Source organism: Martinezella hainanensis (genome assembly GCF_900094555.1).
Classification (GTDB): domain Bacteria; phylum Pseudomonadota; class Alphaproteobacteria; order Rhizobiales; family Rhizobiaceae; genus Rhizobium; species Rhizobium hainanense.
Window position 1 is genome coordinate 1141618 of sequence record NZ_FMAC01000001.1, and the last position, 18318, is coordinate 1159935.

At 60.3% G+C, this 18318-nt stretch carries 16 protein-coding genes; 4 read left to right on the forward strand and 12 right to left on the reverse strand.

What is annotated here, in order from left to right:
* Positions 1-23: 23 nt before the first annotated feature.
* The 6 genes from GA0061100_RS05525 to GA0061100_RS05550 all read right to left on the reverse strand — a co-directional run bounded on the left by GA0061100_RS05525 (position 24) and on the right by GA0061100_RS05550 (position 6051).
* On the reverse strand, positions 24-572 hold the full coding sequence (locus GA0061100_RS05525) for a sarcosine oxidase subunit gamma (RefSeq protein ID WP_075851659.1): 549 nt from the start codon (positions 570-572) through the stop codon (positions 24-26).
* The gene (locus GA0061100_RS05530; RefSeq protein WP_075851660.1) at positions 565-3561 is read right to left on the reverse strand and encodes a sarcosine oxidase subunit alpha; all 2997 of its coding nucleotides are present in this window, start codon (positions 3559-3561) and stop codon (positions 565-567) included. The genes GA0061100_RS05525 and GA0061100_RS05530 overlap by 8 nt, the downstream gene beginning before the upstream one ends.
* Positions 3558-3923 carry a sarcosine oxidase subunit delta gene (locus GA0061100_RS05535; RefSeq protein ID WP_075851661.1) on the reverse strand — a complete coding sequence of 122 codons (366 nt, stop codon included), beginning with the start codon at positions 3921-3923 and terminating at the stop codon, positions 3558-3560. Before GA0061100_RS05535 ends, GA0061100_RS05530 begins: the two co-directional genes overlap by 4 nt.
* 15 nt (positions 3924-3938) lie before the next feature.
* Positions 3939-4358 (reverse strand): hypothetical protein, encoded by a 420-nt coding sequence (locus GA0061100_RS05540; RefSeq protein ID WP_083961273.1) that lies wholly within the window; start codon positions 4356-4358, stop codon positions 3939-3941.
* Positions 4358-5611: a sarcosine oxidase subunit beta family protein gene (locus GA0061100_RS05545; RefSeq protein WP_075851663.1), complete on the reverse strand. Its 1254-nt coding sequence runs from the start codon at positions 5609-5611 to the stop codon at positions 4358-4360. The genes GA0061100_RS05540 and GA0061100_RS05545 overlap by 1 nt, the downstream gene beginning before the upstream one ends.
* A 161-nt stretch (positions 5612-5772) precedes the next feature.
* Positions 5773-6051, reverse strand: a complete 279-nt coding sequence (locus GA0061100_RS05550; protein ID WP_075851664.1) for a hypothetical protein — start codon at positions 6049-6051, stop codon at positions 5773-5775.
* 350 nt (positions 6052-6401) lie between these two features.
* Between GA0061100_RS05550 and rpsU the strand changes: the two genes are divergently transcribed.
* The 4 genes from rpsU to GA0061100_RS05570 all read left to right on the forward strand — a co-directional run bounded on the left by rpsU (position 6402) and on the right by GA0061100_RS05570 (position 10823).
* The gene (rpsU, locus tag GA0061100_RS05555; protein ID WP_004117638.1) at positions 6402-6614 is read left to right on the forward strand and encodes a 30S ribosomal protein S21; all 213 of its coding nucleotides are present in this window, start codon (positions 6402-6404) and stop codon (positions 6612-6614) included.
* Positions 6615-6752: 138 nt separating this feature from the next.
* A complete protein-coding gene (locus GA0061100_RS05560) occupies positions 6753-7628 on the forward strand; it encodes a tetratricopeptide repeat protein (protein ID WP_075851665.1) in 876 nt (291 codons plus the stop codon).
* Positions 7629-7844: 216 nt separating this feature from the next.
* Positions 7845-8915 carry an NAD(P)/FAD-dependent oxidoreductase gene (locus GA0061100_RS05565; RefSeq protein ID WP_075851666.1) on the forward strand — a complete coding sequence of 357 codons (1071 nt, stop codon included), beginning with the start codon at positions 7845-7847 and terminating at the stop codon, positions 8913-8915.
* A 252-nt stretch (positions 8916-9167) separates the two neighbouring features.
* On the forward strand, positions 9168-10823 hold the full coding sequence (locus tag GA0061100_RS05570; RefSeq protein ID WP_075851667.1) for a sensor histidine kinase: 1656 nt from the start codon (positions 9168-9170) through the stop codon (positions 10821-10823).
* A 36-nt stretch (positions 10824-10859) separates the two neighbouring features.
* On the opposite strand, the gene GA0061100_RS05575 is transcribed toward GA0061100_RS05570, so the two are convergent.
* The 6 genes from GA0061100_RS05575 to GA0061100_RS05600 all read right to left on the reverse strand — a co-directional run bounded on the left by GA0061100_RS05575 (position 10860) and on the right by GA0061100_RS05600 (position 18046).
* On the reverse strand, positions 10860-12254 hold the full coding sequence (locus GA0061100_RS05575; protein ID WP_075851916.1) for an NAD(P)(+) transhydrogenase (Re/Si-specific) subunit beta: 1395 nt from the start codon (positions 12252-12254) through the stop codon (positions 10860-10862).
* A gap of 10 nt (positions 12255-12264) precedes the next feature.
* Positions 12265-12663: an NAD(P) transhydrogenase subunit alpha part 2 gene (locus tag GA0061100_RS05580; RefSeq protein ID WP_075851668.1), complete on the reverse strand. Its 399-nt coding sequence runs from the start codon at positions 12661-12663 to the stop codon at positions 12265-12267.
* A 1-nt stretch (position 12664) separates the two neighbouring features.
* Positions 12665-13828 carry a Re/Si-specific NAD(P)(+) transhydrogenase subunit alpha gene (locus GA0061100_RS05585; RefSeq protein WP_075851669.1) on the reverse strand — a complete coding sequence of 388 codons (1164 nt, stop codon included), beginning with the start codon at positions 13826-13828 and terminating at the stop codon, positions 12665-12667.
* A 110-nt stretch (positions 13829-13938) separates the two neighbouring features.
* Positions 13939-14163, reverse strand: a complete 225-nt coding sequence (locus GA0061100_RS05590; protein WP_075851670.1) for an aa3-type cytochrome c oxidase subunit IV — start codon at positions 14161-14163, stop codon at positions 13939-13941.
* A 230-nt stretch (positions 14164-14393) separates the two neighbouring features.
* Positions 14394-16709 carry a putative bifunctional diguanylate cyclase/phosphodiesterase gene (locus GA0061100_RS05595; protein ID WP_075851671.1) on the reverse strand — a complete coding sequence of 772 codons (2316 nt, stop codon included), beginning with the start codon at positions 16707-16709 and terminating at the stop codon, positions 14394-14396.
* Positions 16710-16939: 230 nt separating this feature from the next.
* A complete protein-coding gene (locus GA0061100_RS05600) occupies positions 16940-18046 on the reverse strand; it encodes a TRAP transporter substrate-binding protein (protein ID WP_075851672.1) in 1107 nt (368 codons plus the stop codon).
* Positions 18047-18318 lie beyond the last annotated feature (272 nt).

Sequence of the window (18318 nt, forward strand, 5' to 3'; positions counted from 1 at the left end):
TTGCGCGTGAAAGCCTGTAAAGCCTAACGGCCCGCATCCTCTGCGCCTTCTGCAAGCAGGCCGAAGGCATAGTCGGAAAAGGAACGCCACACTTCGAGGCGGAATGTCTCCTCGTCGAGCCGCAGAAGCACGACTTCCGCCTTGCCGAGCAGCGTGCGCGAGCAGGCACCGACAGGAAATGCCCCCAACGAAACATCCTGCGGGCAGCCGGCGGCAAGCGTCGCTTCCGCGCCGGGGCCTGAGACGATGACGGCGGTATTGCGATGCGAGACATCGGTGGCCGAATGCAACACGCCGGACGACCCAGCCGCGCCCACCAGATCGGTACCGTTTTCATCGATGACCAGCCATTCGTCCGGGCCGAGCCAAAGTGCATGACGGCCGTTGCCGCTGGCCGAGGTCTTCGGCCGGGTCGGCAGCTGAAGCCCAAGCGCCTGCGAAAGACCGTCGACAGAATCGGCAGGCGCGCGCAGCGAAATGCGGCTCGCAGGGGCTGCCGGCGTCAACCGGACTGTCGAGGAGCCGCCATGGCGGCCAGTGAGCGGCAGTCTGCGGGTAGCGAGATCAGCCATTGATCCGGCCTCCTTCCTTATCAAAGAACACCAGATCCGTCACCTCGACGGCAATTGTCTTGTCGGGCATCGGCACATAAAGCGTCTTGCCCATGCGCTCGCGTCCGCCGGCAACCAGCGCAAAGGCGATGGAGCGGCCGAGATTTTCGGACCAGTAGGAAGAGGTGACATGGCCGAGCATGGTCATCGGCTTCTGCTCGTTCGGATCGGCGACGATCTGCGCGCCCTCTTCCAGCACCACCTTTGGATCGCGGGTTACGAGACCGACGAGCTGCTTGCGCCCTTCCTTGACGAGATCCGGCCGCTTCAGGCCGCGGATGCCGACGAAATCGGTCTTCTTCTTGGAAACGGCCCAAGCAAGGCCGGCATCCTCAGGCGTGACAGTGCCGTCGGTATCCTGGCCGACGATGATGTAGCCCTTCTCGGCGCGCAGCACGTGCATGGTCTCGGTACCGTAGGCGCAAGCGCCCAGCGGCTCGGCCCGCGCCCAGACGGCTTCCCACACGGACTGGCCATAATCGGCCGGCACGTTGATTTCATAGCCGACTTCACCGGTGAAGGAGACGCGGAACAGCCGCGCCGGCACGCCGCAGACCTTGCACTCGGCCACGCTCATATGCGGGAAGGCCTCGTTGGACAGGTCCTGCCCCTCGACAAGCGGCTCGATGATCTCACGCGCCTTCGGCCCTTGCACGGCGATGACAGCCCATTGCTCGGTGGTCGACGTCAGCCAAACCTTCAGATGCGGGAATTCGGTCTGGAGATAATCTTCCATGTGATGCAGCACGCGTGGCGCACCGCCTGTTGTCGTCGTCACATGGAAGCGGTCGTCGGCCAGGCGCCCGACGACGCCGTCGTCGTAAACGAAGCCATCCTCGCGGGTCATGATGCCGTAGCGGCAGCGGCCGGGTTTCAGCGTATCCCAGGCATTGGTGTAGATCAGGTTCAGGAACTCAGCCGCGTCAGGACCGACCACCTCGATCTTGCCGAGCGTCGAGGCATCGAACACGCCTGCCACTTCGCGCGCCGTACGGCACTCGCGGTTGACGGCCTGATGCATGGTCTCGCCGGCGCGCGGATAGAACCACGCACGCTTCCAGTTGCCGACATCTTCGAAGATCGCGCCATGCGTCTCTTCCCAGGCATGCATCGGCGTCTTGCGGGCGGGATCGAAGAGGGACCCGCGCGAATGGCTGATCAGCGTGCCGTAGGTAACGGGCGTATAGGGTGCGCGGAAGGTGGTGAGACCAACCTGCGGAATATCCTTGCCGAGCATTTCGGCGGCGATCGCCAGCCCGTGCATGTTGGAAAGCTTGCCCTGATCGGACGCCATGCCGTTGGTGGTGAAGCGCTTGATATGCTCGATGGAGTGCATGCCCTCGCGCACGGCAAGGCGGATATCCTTGGCGCAGACATCATGCTGGAAATCGACGAAAGCCTTGGCATTCGTGTCCGGTCCAGCACCTTCGGCAGCGCCAATCATGCCGCCGGTCCATTCGAAGGCCTGCTCGGCGTGAAGCTGGATCTTTTCGCCGCCATTGGTGGCGCCGGTGGCGCGAGCCATCAGCTCGCCGGCGGCAAGTGATTCCTCGATCGCGGCCTGCAGGCCATCCGTGCCGTTGCAGGCACCGACCGAAAGGCAATCCTGAACATAGGTGCCTGGCAAGAAGCGCTGCTTCTCGGCATCGAATTTCAGCTTGCCGCGCGATTGCGAGAAGAGATGAACGGATGGCGTCCAGCCGGCAGACACCAGCAGCGCATCGATGGCGATCTTGCGCTTGGCGGAGCTGCCGTTGCGCGCCACGGTCATGGAGGAAACGCGAAGCTTGCCGGCCGTGTCTATGACGGCGTAATCGGTCATCACCTCGATGCCGAGCCGTTTTGCCTCTGCCAGAACTGCCTCGCCGGGACGCGCACGGCTATCAACGATGGCAGCAACCGAAACCCCGGCACGCTTCAGATCGAAAGCAGCTTCATAGGCGGAGTCATGCGCCGTGTAGACGCCGATCTTCGCGCCGACTGTGACGCCGTAATGGTTGAGATAGGCGCGTGCGGCCGAGGCGAGCATGATGCCCGGACGGTCGTTGTTTGGAAATACCATGTGGCGTTCGATAGCGCCCGTCGCCAGGATGGCGCGCTTGGCGCGGACCTGCCACAGGCGTTCGCGCGGCAGATCGCGGCCCGGCTTCGCCAGATGGTCGGTCACGCGCTCGGCAAGGCCGAAGAAATTGTGGTTGTAATAGCCAAAGGCCGTCGTGCGGGTCAGCACCTCCACATTCGGCATCGCCTTGAGCTTGGCAACGATAGCCTGCGCCCAGTCATAGCCCTCGACGCCATCGATCCTGGTGCCGGTGTCGAAGCGCAACGCACCGCCGACCTCCGGCTGCTCGTCGCAGAGGATGACCTTGGCGCCCGTCTCGGCCGCAGCCAGCGCTGCGGAAAGGCCGGCAACACCGGCGCCGACGACGAGGACGTCGCAATGGGCATAGCGGCTGGCGTAGTGATCCGGATCCTCTTCCGTCGGCGCGACACCCAGGCCGGCGGCACGACGGATGAAGGGCTCATAGATGTGCTTCCAGGCCGACTTCGGCCACATGAAGGTCTTGTAGTAGAAGCCGGCCGCAAAGAAGGGCGACATGAGATTGTTGACACCGCCGATATCGAAGGCAAGCGACGGCCAGCGGTTCTGCGACTGCGCCTTCATGCCATCGAAGACTTCCTGAACGCTGGCGCGCACGTTCGGCTGCCGCCGCGCGGCATCGCGGGAGATATCGAGCAGTGCATTCGGCTCTTCGGCGCCCGCGGACAGGATGCCGCGCGGACGATGATACTTGAAGGAACGGCCGACGAGATGAACGCCGTTGGCAAGCAATGCCGAAGCGACGCTATCGCCCTCCAGCGCGGTATAGCTCTTGCCGTCAAAAGTGAAGCGAGCGGTTCTGGCCGGCGTCAGACGTCCCTTGCCCGCGATACGATTGGCGCCGCTCATTCAGCAAATCCCTCTGTTTGTGCCGTCTGTTTTTGTTCGTTCTGTTGCTGCGCCGCCGGCTCGGAGGCACCCGGCCGCAGCGTCGCCGGATCGGGCTTCGGCTCGCCGGCCTTGTAGGTGCGGTAGAAATGATCGCTCACCGTGTCGCGCGCCGCATTGAAGAAGCGGCCGCAGCCATGGATGTGCCGCCAGCGCTCGAAGATCAGACCCTTCGGATTGTCACGCAGGAAGAAATATTCCTCGAACTCCTCATCCGAGATCCCGGCAATATTGGCCGGCCGCACGATATGCGCATCGCCGGCGTTGCGGAATTCGAGTTCCGAGCGCTCTTCCTCGCAATAGGGGCAGTAAATCAAAAGCATCGTTTTCTACCTGTGTTAAAGCTCGGAGCCTGTAAGGCTTGTGCCGGGAGGCTGTGCGCAAAGCCGCCGTCCCATGGTGACGAAAGGGGTTATGCGCTTCAGCAGCGCCTCCAGCGATCCATAGGGTTTCAGCACGTTGGTCATCCCTATATTGACCAGGCTCATGCCGAAGAGATCCGTATCGAGCACGAAGGCCCTGGTTGCCTCAGGTTTCTGGTCGGGCACGAAATAAACCGCCGGCTTGTTCAGCACCTTGGCGCAGGCAAGCACGCCGCTTTCTGCCACGAAGGGCCAATCGACCTCATCCTTCGCCTTGTGGATCACCTGCATACGAAAATCCTTGACCCCCGGAACGAGATCGTTGACTGCGGTCACGATCGCTCCTGCCGGCAGTGAAAGCCCCGCGGCAAGAAAGATCCCGACCGCCGCCGGCATCAGTGCGCCACGGCGGCGGCTGCCGCCTCATCGATCAGACGGCCGGTGCGGAAGCGATCAAGATTAAGTCCGGCGTTGAACTTATGCGGCTCGTCGCGGGCAATCAGATGCGCAAAGAGATTGGCCGAACCCGGTGTCGCCTTGAAGCCGCCCGTGCCCCAGCCGCAATTGACATAGAGCCCCGGAACCGGCGTCTTCGACTGGATCGCCGAACGATCCGGCGTGTTGTCGACGATGCCGCCCCAGGAGCGCATCATCTTCACGCGGCGGAACATCGGGAAGAGCTCGCAGATCGCATCCAGCGTGTGGGTGATGATCTGCAATCCGCCGGTCTGGCTATAGGAGTTGTACTGGTCGGTGCCGGCGCCGATGACGAGTTCGCCCTTGTCGGACTGCGAGATATAGGCATGCACCGTGTTCGACATGACGACGCAAGGGAAGATCGGCTTCAGCGGTTCCGAGACCAGCGCCTGCAGCGGGCTCGATTGCAGCGGTACGCGCACGCCGGCCATCTGCATGACGACGGTGGTGTGACCTGCTGCGGAAACGCCGACCTTCTTGGCGCCGATGAAACCCTTGCTCGTTTCGACGCCGGTGACGCGGCCATCAGGGCCGCGGCGAATGCCGGTCACTTCGCAATTCTGGATGATGTGCACGCCGCGGTCGGAAGCCGCGCGGGCAAAGCCCCAGGCGACCGCATCGTGGCGCGCCGTACCGCCGCGACGCTGCAGGGCAGCGCCGTTGATCGGATAGCGCGCCGTCTTCGAAATATCGAGCGGTGGACAATAGGCCTTGGCCTGCTCCGGCGTCAGCCATTCGTTGTCAATGCCATAGAGACGGTTGGCGTGGATATGCCGCTTGAAGGACTGCTGGTCGTGCACATTGTGCGACAGCATCATCACGCCGCGCGGCGAATACATGACATTATAATTGAGATCCTGAGACAGCCCCTCCCAGAGCTTCATCGAATGCTCGTAGATGTGCATGCTCTCTTCATAGAGATAGTTCGAGCGGATGATGGTGGTGTTGCGGCCGGTATTGCCGCCGCCGAGCCAGCCCTTTTCGATGACGGCGACGTTGGTGATGCCGTGCTCCTTGGCGAGATAGTAAGCCGCACCCAGGCCGTGACCGCCGGCGCCAACAATGATGACGTCATACTCCTTGCGCGGCTCCGGCGAGGTCCACTGAGCCTCCCAGCCCTTGTGAGCCCGCATCGCTTCCCGTGCCACGGCAAAAACCGAGTATTTACGCATTCGCCCTCAACTCCTTCAGGCAAGACGCCCTTCTTGTGGGTCATACAAATCGCAAATCAAAAACCGACACAACGGCTCTTTTGCGACGCATTCAGGACCGTCTTTCGACACGGTTAAAATTGCCGAGCGGCCGAGCCGCCTGCTCACGAATGCTAGCAGATCTATCTGCGCTGCAGATGGCAGACCTTCACATGCCCACCATGGCCATCCTTACGCCAGACGCATCCCTCTTTCCGCGGCTTTCCATTGTAAAGATAGATTCTCGCACGATGTTTGCTGTCGTAGGTCTGATTGGAAAAATCATGACCACCGATGCGCACATTCTTGCCGAGTCGCACTTCGCCGGCCGCGGCAGGCGCAAGCGTCGCAGTGAGAACCACAAGACCAAGCGCAAACCCTGCAAACAATATCCCAACGGCAACAAAGCGACGCGATTTCATAAGGCGATTCCCCCTGGCTTCGGATAACTGCTCGAATCGCGCAATCCTCGTGACACCCGAAATGACAGTGATCCGAAATACTCACACAAGCATGTCAATGTCGCAAACATCAGCGTCCGCCAATCGCCTATTCAACAGCTTCCGTGAAGGCCACAGACATCATTGGCTGAATTCGGTACTCGACAACTAGCTTTTTCCCCCGCAAACTCACGATCTGGCTAGACTTTGACAAACCGATCTGCTATCTCGCCTAACCAATCGCAAGGCTGCGGCTTCGCGAACGTTATATTTTTGCCTCCTGGCGCTGCCGTCGCCGCTGGCATCAACCAAACCAAAGGAACGTGATTCTCGTGCAGGTACTTGTCCGCGATAACAATGTCGACCAGGCTCTCCGCGCTCTCAAGAAGAAGATGCAGCGCGAAGGTATTTTCCGCGAAATGAAGATGCGCGACTACTACGAAAAGCCGTCGCAGAAGCGTGCTCGCGAGAAGGCTGAAGCTGTTCGTCGCGTTCGCAAGCTTGCTCGCAAGCGCGCTCAGCGCGAAGGCCTTGTTGCCAAGTAATCGCCGTTTTTTCGACGTTTTCAGATGCATGTGTGGCGGGGGCGAGTCGTTCGCCGCCGCCTTTTTGATTTATTCTCTACGCAAATCGGATTAAATCAGAACAGCCTGATATGACGCATGGGGAAAGCGAACCCGATAATGGCAATGACGACTTCCGTAAAGTTCCGCACTTCGAACCTCTCCTTACTCGTTTCGAAGCGCGCCGCGGCCCTGCCTGCCTTGGCGATACTTGCCGCAATCAGCCTTTCCGGCTGCCAGACCGCCTCCACCGACAACGTGATCCAGATCGACAAGGCGCAAGGCTCCTCAGAGAACATCGCCTCGCTGACATCGGTCATCAATGCCAATCCGCAGGATCCGGAAGGCTACAATGTGCGCGGCACGGCCTATGGCCGCGGCGGCGATTTCAACCGCGCGCTTGCCGACTTCAATCAGGCGATCCAGCTCAATCCGAAGTTCTATCAGGCCTATGCCAACCGCGCGCTCATCTACCGCAACATGGGCAAGCTGCCGGAAGCAGTGGCAGACTACAACGCCTCGCTGCAGATCAATGGCAACTACGATGTCGCCTATATCGGCCGCGGCAACCTCTATCGCCAGTCCGGGCGCGATAACGACGCCTTCAACGACTATTCCAAGGCCATCAGCCTGGGCACGACGGATGGGCGCGCCTATAACGGCCGCGGCGTGATCTTCCAGAAGCGCAATCAGCAGGACAAGGCAATCGACGATTTCTCCAAGGCGATCTCGCTCTCGCCGAATTCGCCGGAGCCTTACAACAGCCGCGGCATTTCCTATCTCGCGCAGAACGACGACGACAACGCCTTTGCCGATTTCAACCATGCCATCGATCTGAATAACAAGGTCGCCGAATCCTGGGCGAACCAGGCGTTCGTCTACGAGCGCAAGGGCGACAAGGTGAAAGCGCGCCGTTCCTATCAGCACGCCGTCAATCTCGATCCCAACTACCAGCCCGCCAGGGATGGCCTGGCGCGTGTCGGTGCCGGCTCCTGATATAGGCGCGTAGCGAAACAAGACATTCAGCCGCCGGCAGTCCCTGCCTGGCGGCTTTTCTTTGCCTAGGCAAAACCTAAAGCGCATCGCGATCCTGCAAATTCGCTTCTTGAGCTTTAGCTCTTTGATTTTGTGCATGTCGTTATCGCAAAACCACTGCACACTTTCGCGCGACATGCTGTAGTCTCGGCTCACCCGTTCAAGCGAGACCAAGACATGCCCTCCCCGCAAAAAGTCATCGTCGTCGGCGCCGGAATCATCGGTGCCTCCATCGCCTGGCATCTCGGTCGCAAGGGCGCATCCGTGACGGTGGTCGCTCAGCAGATCGGCGGCGTTGCGACCCCGAACTCCTTCGCCTGGATCAATGCGAGCTGGGGCAATCCGGAATTCTATTTCCAGATCCGTCATCGCTCGATGGCTGAATGGTCGAGGCTTCAAGGCGATCTGCCTCGCATTCCCTTGTCCTGGTGCGGCAGCCTGTGCTGGGACCTGCCCGAGGCAAAGCTCGATGCCTATGCCGCTCAGCACCATGGCTGGGGCTATGGCATACAGCCGGTCAACCGGGCGACGAGCGCGATGATCGAACCAGGCCTCGTCAATCCGCCGGATTATGCCCTGCATGTCGCCGAGGAAGGCGCTGTCGAACCTGTTGCGGCGGCCGAGCTGCTGCTGGAAGACGCCCGCCGTCAGGGAGCAATCCTGTCATCCGGCGTCGAGGTCAAAGGCCTGCTCAGAGAGGGCGAGCGGATTATTGGCATCGAAACGAGCGAAGGGCCGATGCGCGCCGATCATATCGTTCTGGCCGCCGGCGCGGGCACGCCGGCACTTGCGACCTCGGCGGATATTCTCGTGCCACTGGAAACACCTCCGGGACTCATCGTCCATTCCCGCCCGGTGCAAAAAATGTTGAACGGTCTGGTGATGGCGCCGGAGCTGCATTTGCGCCAAACGGCGGAGGGGCGAATCATCGCCGGCGGCGACTTCGGCGGCACCGATCCCGGCAGCGATCCACAAGCGGCGGCCGACGATCTTTTCGCCAGAGTCAAAGCGACTTTGAAAGGTGGCGAAGCGCTAGAGCTTGATTTCCATACCATCGGCTATCGCCCGACGCCGAGAGACGGCCTTCCGATTCTGGGTCGTGTCGGTGCGGCGCCTAGCCTCTACCTCGCAGTTCTCCACTCCGGCGTCACGCTGGCGCCGCTCGTCGGCCTGCTCGCTGCACAGGAGATCGTCGATGGTAGAGAAGCTCACGAGCTTGCCCCCTTCCGTCTCTCACGCTTTGCCTAGCTTGAACACAAGGCTTGTCAGCGCAACTTCAGGGATGCATTGCCACAGTCGTAAATACCCGAGATCGCTTACGATTTCGCAATAATGACTTTTCAGATGTTGCAACGAAAATTACCGAGCCCTAACATGGCGCTTCAGGAGCATGTAGCTCGGATCTGGGCACGGGGGCGCTTGGCATGATGACCAATACCATTCTCTTCGCGTTTGCCAGCGCGTCGAACCCTCATGGAGGCACGATCGGTTGATCGCCCCATGAGGAAGCCGCATTTTCCGAAAGCGTCGATTGGTGCCTATCTGATCGCCATAGCCTTGGCGATTGCCTTGCCTATTCTCGCCTTCGTCGCGCTGCTTCTGGTCCAACTCGAGGATAATGAACGCGATGCTCTGAAGGGCGATACGGTTCAGGATGCACAGGCGCTCTCGCGCGTCATCGATCGCCAATTGCAGGACATGGCGACGACGTTGCGGCTCCTGTCTTCCTCGCCGGAGCTTGAGCGAAACGACATCGCCACCTTCTTCGCCCGCACGGAAACGGTCCTGCGCACCGATTCGCTTTTCGTGCTGCTTATGGAAAAGGATGGCCAGCTCCGGCTGAATACCCGCTGGCCGCTTGGCAAGCCACTCGGCAAGACCGGCAACATCGCCGCGCTGCAATCGGCGCTGGACTCCGGCCGTATCGAAGCATCCGATGTCTTCATCGGCTCGACCGCCCGCCGCTGGGTCTATAACGTCACCCTGCCCCTCGAACATTCGCCGGCCGGCGCCGCTTTGGCGGTCACACAGGATGCCGACGAGCTCGCCAAGCTCGTGACGACGGAAGCCCTGCCGCCTGGCTGGTCCGCCGCCGTTCTGGACAAATCCGGCCATGTCGTTGCCGCCGGTGGCCCGACCACCCTCGCCCCGGGCGACCCATTCAATAAGAACATTCTGCCGAAGCTGATTGCCTCCAGCGGCGTCTATCAGGATGACAAGGTCCTGCCGAACGCGGTGCTCGGTTATGCGCAAATCTCAGGCTGGTCCTGGAAGGCCGTCGTCTGGGGTCCGATCGCCTCTGCACAGGCCTCGCTGATGAGCACCTGGCGCTTTCTGATCTATGGCGGTGTGACGCTGTTGCTGATTGCGCTGATTGCCGTCTATGCCCTGGCACGTCAGGTGCGCACCACCATACAGGACATTGCCGACATGGCGGACCGCATGGGCCGCGGCGAGATCGTGGCGCCGATCGACACCAGCGTTATCGAGGCAAACCAGGTGGCCGTTGCGCTTTCCAACGCATCCTTCGACCGCAGTGTCACGGAGGACCGGCTGCATTTCGTCATGCACGAACTCGTCCACCGCACCAAGAATCTGCTGGCACTCGCCCAGGCAATGACGCGTCAGCTCGCACGACAGACGGACAGCGTCGATACGTTCCAGCGCGCCGTCGCCGACCGGCTGGAGGGCCTGGCGCGATCGATCGAGGTGTTGACCAGCGAACAATGGTCCGGCGTGTCGCTGCGCCGCGTGATCGACATCCATCTCGCGACTTTCCTACAAGGACCTCAGCAACTCGACGTTCTCGGCAATGACTTTCTGCTGAAGCCGGAGGCAGTGCAGAATCTCGGGCTGGTCCTGCATGAGCTTGCCACCAATTCGGTGAAATATGGCGCGCTTTCCGCGCCGGAGGGCAAGATCACCATCGAATGGACGAACGAAGTTGGTGAAACCGGCACCATGATCCGCTTCGTCTGGACCGAAAGTGGCGGTCCGCCGGTCAAACCGCCGAGCGATACCGGCTTCGGCACCACCGTCACGAAAACCCATGCCGCGGCATCCTTCAGCGGCCACGTCGAGGTCAGTTTCCGTCCGGCTGGCCTCGTCTGGATACTGACAGCACCACGCAACATGATGGAGCGTCAAAGGAGCTGAGCGCAGAACCGCCGCCCTTGCGAGCACAGAAGCGGCTTACTCGTTCATCGCCTTGACGATTTCCTCGGTCACTTTCTTGGCGTCGCCCAGAAGCATCATCGTGCCGTCCTTGTAGAACAGCGTGTTGTCGATGCCGGCATAACCGGAGCCGAGCGAACGCTTGACGAAAAGGCAGGTCTTCGCCTTGTCGACATCGAGGATCGGCATGCCATAGATCGGCGAGGTCTTGTCGTCGCGCGCCGCCGGATTGGTGACGTCGTTGGCACCGATGACATAGGCGACATCGGCCTGGGCGAATTCCGAATTGATATCCTCGAGTTCGAAGACCTCGTCATAGGGCACATTGGCTTCGGCGAGCAGCACGTTCATATGGCCTGGCATACGGCCGGCAACGGGGTGGATCGCGTATTTCACTTCCACGCCATGCGCCTTCAGCCTATCCGCCATTTCGCGCAGGGCATGCTGGGCCTGTGCCACCGCCATGCCGTAGCCCGGCACGATGATGACCTTCGAGGCGTTCGCCATCAGATAGGCGGCGTCTTCGGCCGAGCCGAGCTTTACGGTCTTGTCGGAATTGTCCGCTCCGCCCGAAGCCGTCTCACCGCCGAAACCGCCGAGAATGACTGAGACGAAGGAGCGGTTCATGCCCTTGCACATGATGTAGGACAGGATCGCACCCGAGGATCCGACAAGCGCGCCGGTGATGATGAGCGCGAGATTGCCGAGCGTGAAGCCGATACCGGCGGCGGCCCAGCCGGAATAGGAATTCAGCATCGACACGACGACAGGCATGTCGGCGCCGCCGATCGGCACGATCAAAAGCACGCCGAGCGCGAGCGAAAGCACGACGACGGCCCAGAAATCGAAGTGGCTTTCGCTTGCGGCAAGACCGACGATGAAGAACACGATCAACGCGAGCAGGACGGCGTTGATGACGTGTCGGTTCGGCAGCAGGATCGGCTTGCCGGACATACGTCCGTCGAGCTTCAGGAAAGCGATGATCGACCCGGTGAAGGTCAATGCGCCGATCGCGACGCCGATCGCCATTTCGATGCGGGCTTCCGTATGGATATGGCCAATTTCGCCGATGCCAAAGGAGGATGGCGTATAGAGCGCCGAGGCGGCGACGAGGACCGCCGCCAGACCCACCAGCGAGTGGAAGCCTGCGACAAGCTGCGGCATCGACGTCATCGGAATGACGCGGGCGATGTAGGCGCCCGCGCCGCCGCCAATTGCAAGACCGAGGATGATCAGCACGAAGCCGCCGAAGGATGGAGTTGCCAGTACCAGCGTGGTGGCGATGGCAATACCCATGCCGATCATACCATAGAGATTGCCGCGCCGGCTGGTGGCTGGATGGGAGAGCCCGCGCAGTGCCAGGATGAACAGCACGCCGGAGACGAGATAGAGGAAAGCCGCGATATTGCTCAGCATGCCGCCCTCACTTGTCCTTTTTCTTGTACATCGCCAGCATGCGCTGGGTGACAAGGAAGCCGCCGACGATATTGACCGAGACGAGCACCAGCGCCACGAAGCCGAAGCCCGTGGCGAGACCGCTTGCTGAAATGCCCACGGCCAGCAATGCACCGACGACGATGACTGAGGAGATGGCGTTCGTGACCGCCATCAGCGGCGTGTGCAGGGCCGGCGTCACCGACCAGACGACGTAATAGCCGACGAAAATCGCCAGCACGAAGATGGCCAACTGGAACACGAAGGGGTCGATCGCACCGCCCGTCGCGGCGCTGACGACCTCGGGCGCCTGCGCGGCGGCGGTCGTGACGGCGGCAACGGCATCGTTCAGTTGCTGGAGTGCCTGGTCCATTGCTTGGCTGGCCATCTCAGAGATCTCCCTTGTTGACGGTCGCCTGGTCCGGGTCGACGAAATTCGGGTGCACGACTTCGCCGTCATCGGTCAGCATCGTCGCCTTGATCAGCTCGTCGGCGCGATTGAGGCCGAGGCTCTTCGTATCCTTGTCCACCATCGTTTCCAGAAAAGTGACGAGGTTCTTGGCATAGAGAGCCGATGCGCTGGCTGCGATCCGCCCGGACATGTTGGGATAGCCGACCACCCTGACGCCTTCGACCTCGGCGACCTTGCCATATTCGGCGCCCTCGATATTGCCGCCGCGTTCCACGGCCAGATCGACCGCAACGGCGCCAGGACGCATCGCCTTCAGCATGTCACGCCCGACAAGGCGCGGCGCCGGCCGCCCCGGAATGAGCGCCGTGGTGATGACGATATCCTGCTTGGCGATGTGATCGGCGACGAGCGCGGCCTGCTTGGCCTGATACTCTTTCGACATTTCCTTGGCATAGCCGCCAGCGGTTTCAGCCGCCTTGAACTCTTCGTCCTCGACCGCGATGAATTTCGCGCCGAGCGAGGCGACCTGTTCCTTGGCTGCCGGGCGGACATCGGTCGCCGAGACCTGCGCGCCGAGACGCCGCGCCGTGGCGATCGCCTGCAGGCCGGCAACCCCTGCCCCCATGACGAACACCTTCGCCGCCGGCACGGTACCCGCCGCGGTCATCATCATCGGCAGTGCCCGGTCATAAACGGCCGCGGCCTCGATGACGGCCTGATAGCCGGCAAGGTTTGCCTGCGATGAAAGGACGTCCATCGACTGCGCACGGGTGATGCGCGGCATCAGTTCCATGGCGAAACTCGTCAGCCCGCGACGCGCCATCTCGGCAAGCGCCGCCTCATTGCCATAAGGGTCCATGATGGCGATGACGATGGCGCCGTTCTTGTAACCGGAAATCTCCTTGCTCGTCGGCCGCCTGACCTTGAGCACGACATCGGCGGCTTTCGCATCCTTGATGGAGCCGATCCGCGCACCGGCGGCTTCATATTCGGCATCCGGGATGCGCGACAACCCACCCGCGCCGGCTTCGATCACGACATCGAAACCGAGGCTCCGCATCTTCTTTACCGTTTCAACGGAAGCCGCAACACGCGTCTCCTCCGCCACGCTTTCCTTGGCCACGAAAACCAGATTGCTCAACGACGACACCTCGCATCAGACGGCGCCGCTCCTGAATGCGGCGGCGCTGTAGCCTGCAGAATCATGGGAAAGCGCGGGCGATCGGCCCGACATCGGTCAGCGCTGTAATATCAGCGCAAGAGGACGACGCTGGCGATGGTCAGAACGATGAAGATCAGGACGCCGCCGAGGAAGCCGGCATGGCCGAAGAAACCGGCCGCCATGGCGATCAGCAACGCGGCAACGATCGCAGATCCGACCTTGGCGCCCGAGATGAAAAGATTATAGGTCTTCTCATGCTCCTTGTAGTCCATGGCAGCGCCGGTTTCAGCCGGTCCGGTATGATGTTCGGCCATTTAGAATTCTCCCCTCAATCCTCTCCCCCGACAGACGATATGAACCGGCGGCTGGAGTTCGTCCTCAAAAGCTGTGGTAACCCGTAAGGAGATTACCGCAACCGATTTCCTCCACCGAGGCGTTACACAAAGCGAGGAAAAATGCAATGCACGAGAAGGTCGCAGGCGGACATAGGCTAACGGAATCGCTGGTGGATTTCGAGTATGCCCAATCGACACTTCGCCGCCGGCTAGGTCGTGGCATCGGACGGCAGGTTTCTGCCGACACCCAACTGCCGCCGATTAAGACTAGCCACCCTCTCGACAACCTGCTCCTGCGGCACCGGAGGCGAAAATACATAACCTTGGATGATATCCGCCAGATTCCGCTCGACGACCAGCGCCAACTGCTCCAACGTCTCGACTCCTTCGATCACGATATGAAGACTGAGCGCGCGGGAAAGATCGACGATGCCGCATAGCAGCTTGAAACGGCGGCTGTCCGTCGTGATGTCACGAACAAAAGACCGGTCGATCTTCACGACATCCACCGGCAGGGTATCAAGATAGCTGAGGCTCGAAAATCCCGTTCCGAAATCGTCGATCGCAATCGTGATGCCTCTGGCACGCAGATCGGCGAGGATGGAGCGAACGGTCGCCACCTCATCCATCAGGCAGCTTTCGGTAACCTCGAGGTGCAGGCGGGACGGCGCCAATCCCGACGCATCAAGCGCCGCCATGACGATTTTGACAATCTCTCCATTGCGCAGATCCTGTGCCGAGAGATTGACGGAAACCGCGAGCGGCGCAGGCCATGAAGCGCAATCCTTGCAGGCCTGGTTGACCATGAAGCGGGTGATGCCGGCAACGATACCCATTTCCTCGGCAACCTGCACGAAGAGATCGGGCGGGATCGAACCCTTTTCCGGATGAATCCAGCGTGCAAGCGCCTCGCAGCACTCGATGCGGGAGCCATCCGGCGTGAACATCGGCTGGTAGACGGCCTGAAGCCTGCCGGTTTCCACCGCCTCGCGCAAATCATCCTTCAGCTTCTGCCGCTCGACATAGCGTGCGTCCATCTCCTGCTCGAAGGCGCTGCAGCCGCCCTTCAGCCGCGACTTGGCATCGAAGAGCGCGAGATCGACCTTGATCTGCCACTCCTCCGGGCGAAACTCCCGGTTGGACATGGTCATGTATCCACCGCTGACGGAGATCCGCAAACTGTTGTCTTCCACGCTGTACGTGCCGGCCATCGCCGCATGCAGGGTGCGGATGCGGGCATCGATATCCGGGACATCGTCTTCATTCGGAAAGAACAGCACGAATTGATCGCCGACAAGACGAGCGGTAATCGCTGCGGTGCCGGCAAGCTGCTTCAGGCGCTCGGCTATGGCGACCAGCAGGCGGTCCCCGGCAACATGCCCCTTGGTATCGTTGACGTGTTTGAAGTCATCGATATCGAGAACCAGAATGCCGATGCGGCTTTCCCGCTTGCGCGCAGCCAGCCTTTCCTTGACCAGATCCATGAAATATTCGCGATTCGGCAGCCCCGTCAAAGGATCATAGCGCACCATATGCAGGATCTTGCGCTCTGCCCGAATACGCACCGTCACATCTTCAAAAATCAGGATGACGATCCCATCGGCACGGCGACTGGCCGAAAACTCAAGGAACTGATCCTCGTTGAATTGAATGAGCGTTCGCGACAGCGTGCCACTGACGAGCTGCGCCAGTTGCCGCTGGATGAGCCCGGGCAGCGATCCGTCGATGAAGGAATGACGGGCGCCATAGCGTAGCACAACATCGAATTCGCAGTCCTTGAGCCGCTCCGGATGGGCGAAATTGAGGAGCTCGCATGCCTTGCGATTGACGACCAGAATTCGGTTCTCGGCGTCCAGCATGAACAGCCCGTGCGTCATATTGTTCAGCGCAGTATCGAATCTGTCGGCAATCAGCGATATCTCGCGCGAAGCGATGATGTTCCTGTAGAGAAATTCGCGCATGCCATTCGCCATTGCGCGCGTCGTCAGTCCGAAAGGAATGAGCATCAGGGAAGCGATTGCCTTGTAAGGCTGCTGCAACAGCAGGCAGGCAATGACGATCGGCACGCAGCAGGCCAGAATCTGAAGATCGACCGCCCGAGATGAACCATAGTTGCGGCCGACGATCGACACCATCGACCCCATCGTGACGGCGATGCAGATGAATTCAGCCAACGGATTCTGCAGGATGAGGATGGCATAGCCGCTGCCGATGCCGAGGATGGCCGCCGTCGCCGCCGCGCCGATCACATAGCGCGTTTCCCAGCCGGCAATATCAGCGCGCGTGAAGCCATTCTTGTCCGCGGCATCAAATAGCTGGAACAAACGGAAGCGCAAGCCAAAGACAACCGCAAACGCCACGCAAAAGGCCAGATAGATGCCGGCATGCGTGCCCAGGAAAACGAGGGCATATGTCAGGATGTGAACGACCACGCCCGTGATGAGCGTTTTGCGGTTTCCGAAAAGCGAACTGACGAACGACAGATAAATATCCGTCGGCACGGTGTCCGGGCTTGGAGGCTTCATTCAGACTTCCCCTGATGCGGCGGACACCCTAGTGGAAACCCTTTAAAATTTACTTGCCCGAACAGAGCCCATTCGGACAGATTTTCCAATCAAAGCGGCAGCTTAAGTTGAAGCTGGATTATGATCAGCACTGCGCTGACGCAATGATTCCCGGCTCTCTTTGCCATGGATATAATGTTTAAAGCACTAATAAAGAAAACAATATATCACAAAAGACTTATGAAATACGATTACAGCTTGCCCGCCCGCTGCTGGATCATCATGAAGGTATCGAAAGTATACTCGGAAAGCTGCATCCAAAGATAGGCATCCTTCTTATAGGCGACCTGATCCTCATAGATGCGCTTGAAATAATCGTTGGATTTGGAGAGATCGGCATAGAGTGCGCTGGCCGCCTGGAAGCAGGCCTCCATGATCTCCTGGCTGAAAGGTCTGAGCGTCACCCCCTGCTGCACGATATCCTTCAGCGCCTGGGGATTTTTGACATCGTATTTCGCCAGCATATTGGTGTTGGCGAAGGCGCAGGCGTCGCCGAGGATCGCCTGATAGCTCTTCGGCAAGGCATTCCATTTTTCCAGATTGAAGAAGGCATGCACCACGGCACCACCTTCCCACCAGCCGGGATAATAATAGTATTTGGCGATCTTCTGCAGGCCGAGTTTCAGGTCGTCATAGGGACCGACCCATTCGGCCGCATCGACCGTACCCTTGTTCAGCGCATCATAGACACCGTTGACCGGGATATCCTGCTGCGGCGCAACGCCGATCTTCTCGATCACCTTGCCGGCCAGGCCGGCGATACGCATCTTCAGGCCCTTGAGATCGTCGAGCGTATTGATTTCCTTGCGAAACCAGCCGCCCATCTGCGCGCCGGTGTTGCCCGCGGGCAATCCTAAGATGCCCTGCGTGGCGTAGAACTCGTTCATCAGCTTGTTGCCGTTGCCCTGGTAGAACCAGGCATTGGTCAGCCGGGCATTGAGGCCGAACGGCAGCGCCGTGCCGATGGCATAGGTCGGGTCCTTTTGCCAGAAATAGTAGGAGCAGGTATGCGCAGCATCGACGGCGCCGGCGCTGACTGCATCGGCGGCCTGCACACCGGGCACGATCTCACCGGCCTCATAGGTCTGGATGACGAAATTGCCGTTGGTCGCATCGGAAACATGCGCCGCAATATCCTCCGCACCGCCATAGATCGTATCCAGGCTCTTGGGGAAGGAAGAGGTCATCTTCCAGGTGATCTTCGGATATTCCTGGGCAACGGCCGGGCTCGCAAGCGCGGAGGCGGCAGCGCCTGCGCCAACGGTCCCTGCCCGCCTTATGAAGGAGCGGCGATCCATCGAATTCTCCCATACGGACGGCATTGCTGGGGAACGGCACGCTCCCCGTCATGGCGCAAGCGATGGAACTAACCATGCCGCACACGGTCTTTCAAGTTTGCTCTTGCACCGCATTATGGCGATTCCTGTACATCCACGTAAGGAGCCGAAACGAAGCCTCCTGAAAACCACTGCGCGTTGCCGCCCAGGCCGTATTCGCGTAAGTTCGTAAGACATAAATCTGCCTTCGGATCGACACCATGATCGTCCAGAGGTCCAATGAACAAGCGTTT

Excerpts from the sequence above, each read along its gene's own strand:
- GA0061100_RS05525 (WP_075851659.1), bottom strand. The coding sequence starts at position 572 with ATGGCTGATCTCGCTACCCGCAGACTGCCGCTCACTGGCCGCCATGGC.
- GA0061100_RS05530 (WP_075851660.1), bottom strand. The coding sequence starts at position 3,561 with ATGAGCGGCGCCAATCGTATCGCGGGCAAGGGACGTCTGACGCCGGCC.
- GA0061100_RS05535 (WP_075851661.1), bottom strand. The coding sequence starts at position 3,923 with ATGCTTTTGATTTACTGCCCCTATTGCGAGGAAGAGCGCTCGGAACTC.
- GA0061100_RS05540 (WP_083961273.1), bottom strand. The coding sequence starts at position 4,358 with ATGCCGGCGGCGGTCGGGATCTTTCTTGCCGCGGGGCTTTCACTGCCG.
- GA0061100_RS05545 (WP_075851663.1), bottom strand. The coding sequence starts at position 5,611 with ATGCGTAAATACTCGGTTTTTGCCGTGGCACGGGAAGCGATGCGGGCT.
- GA0061100_RS05550 (WP_075851664.1), bottom strand. The coding sequence starts at position 6,051 with ATGAAATCGCGTCGCTTTGTTGCCGTTGGGATATTGTTTGCAGGGTTT.
- GA0061100_RS05560 (WP_075851665.1), top strand. The coding sequence starts at position 6,753 with ATGGCAATGACGACTTCCGTAAAGTTCCGCACTTCGAACCTCTCCTTA.
- GA0061100_RS05565 (WP_075851666.1), top strand. The coding sequence starts at position 7,845 with ATGCCCTCCCCGCAAAAAGTCATCGTCGTCGGCGCCGGAATCATCGGT.
- GA0061100_RS05570 (WP_075851667.1), top strand. The coding sequence starts at position 9,168 with ATGAGGAAGCCGCATTTTCCGAAAGCGTCGATTGGTGCCTATCTGATC.
- GA0061100_RS05580 (WP_075851668.1), bottom strand. The coding sequence starts at position 12,663 with ATGGCCAGCCAAGCAATGGACCAGGCACTCCAGCAACTGAACGATGCC.
- GA0061100_RS05590 (WP_075851670.1), bottom strand. The coding sequence starts at position 14,163 with ATGGCCGAACATCATACCGGACCGGCTGAAACCGGCGCTGCCATGGAC.
- GA0061100_RS05595 (WP_075851671.1), bottom strand. The coding sequence starts at position 16,709 with ATGAAGCCTCCAAGCCCGGACACCGTGCCGACGGATATTTATCTGTCG.
- GA0061100_RS05600 (WP_075851672.1), bottom strand. The coding sequence starts at position 18,046 with ATGGATCGCCGCTCCTTCATAAGGCGGGCAGGGACCGTTGGCGCAGGC.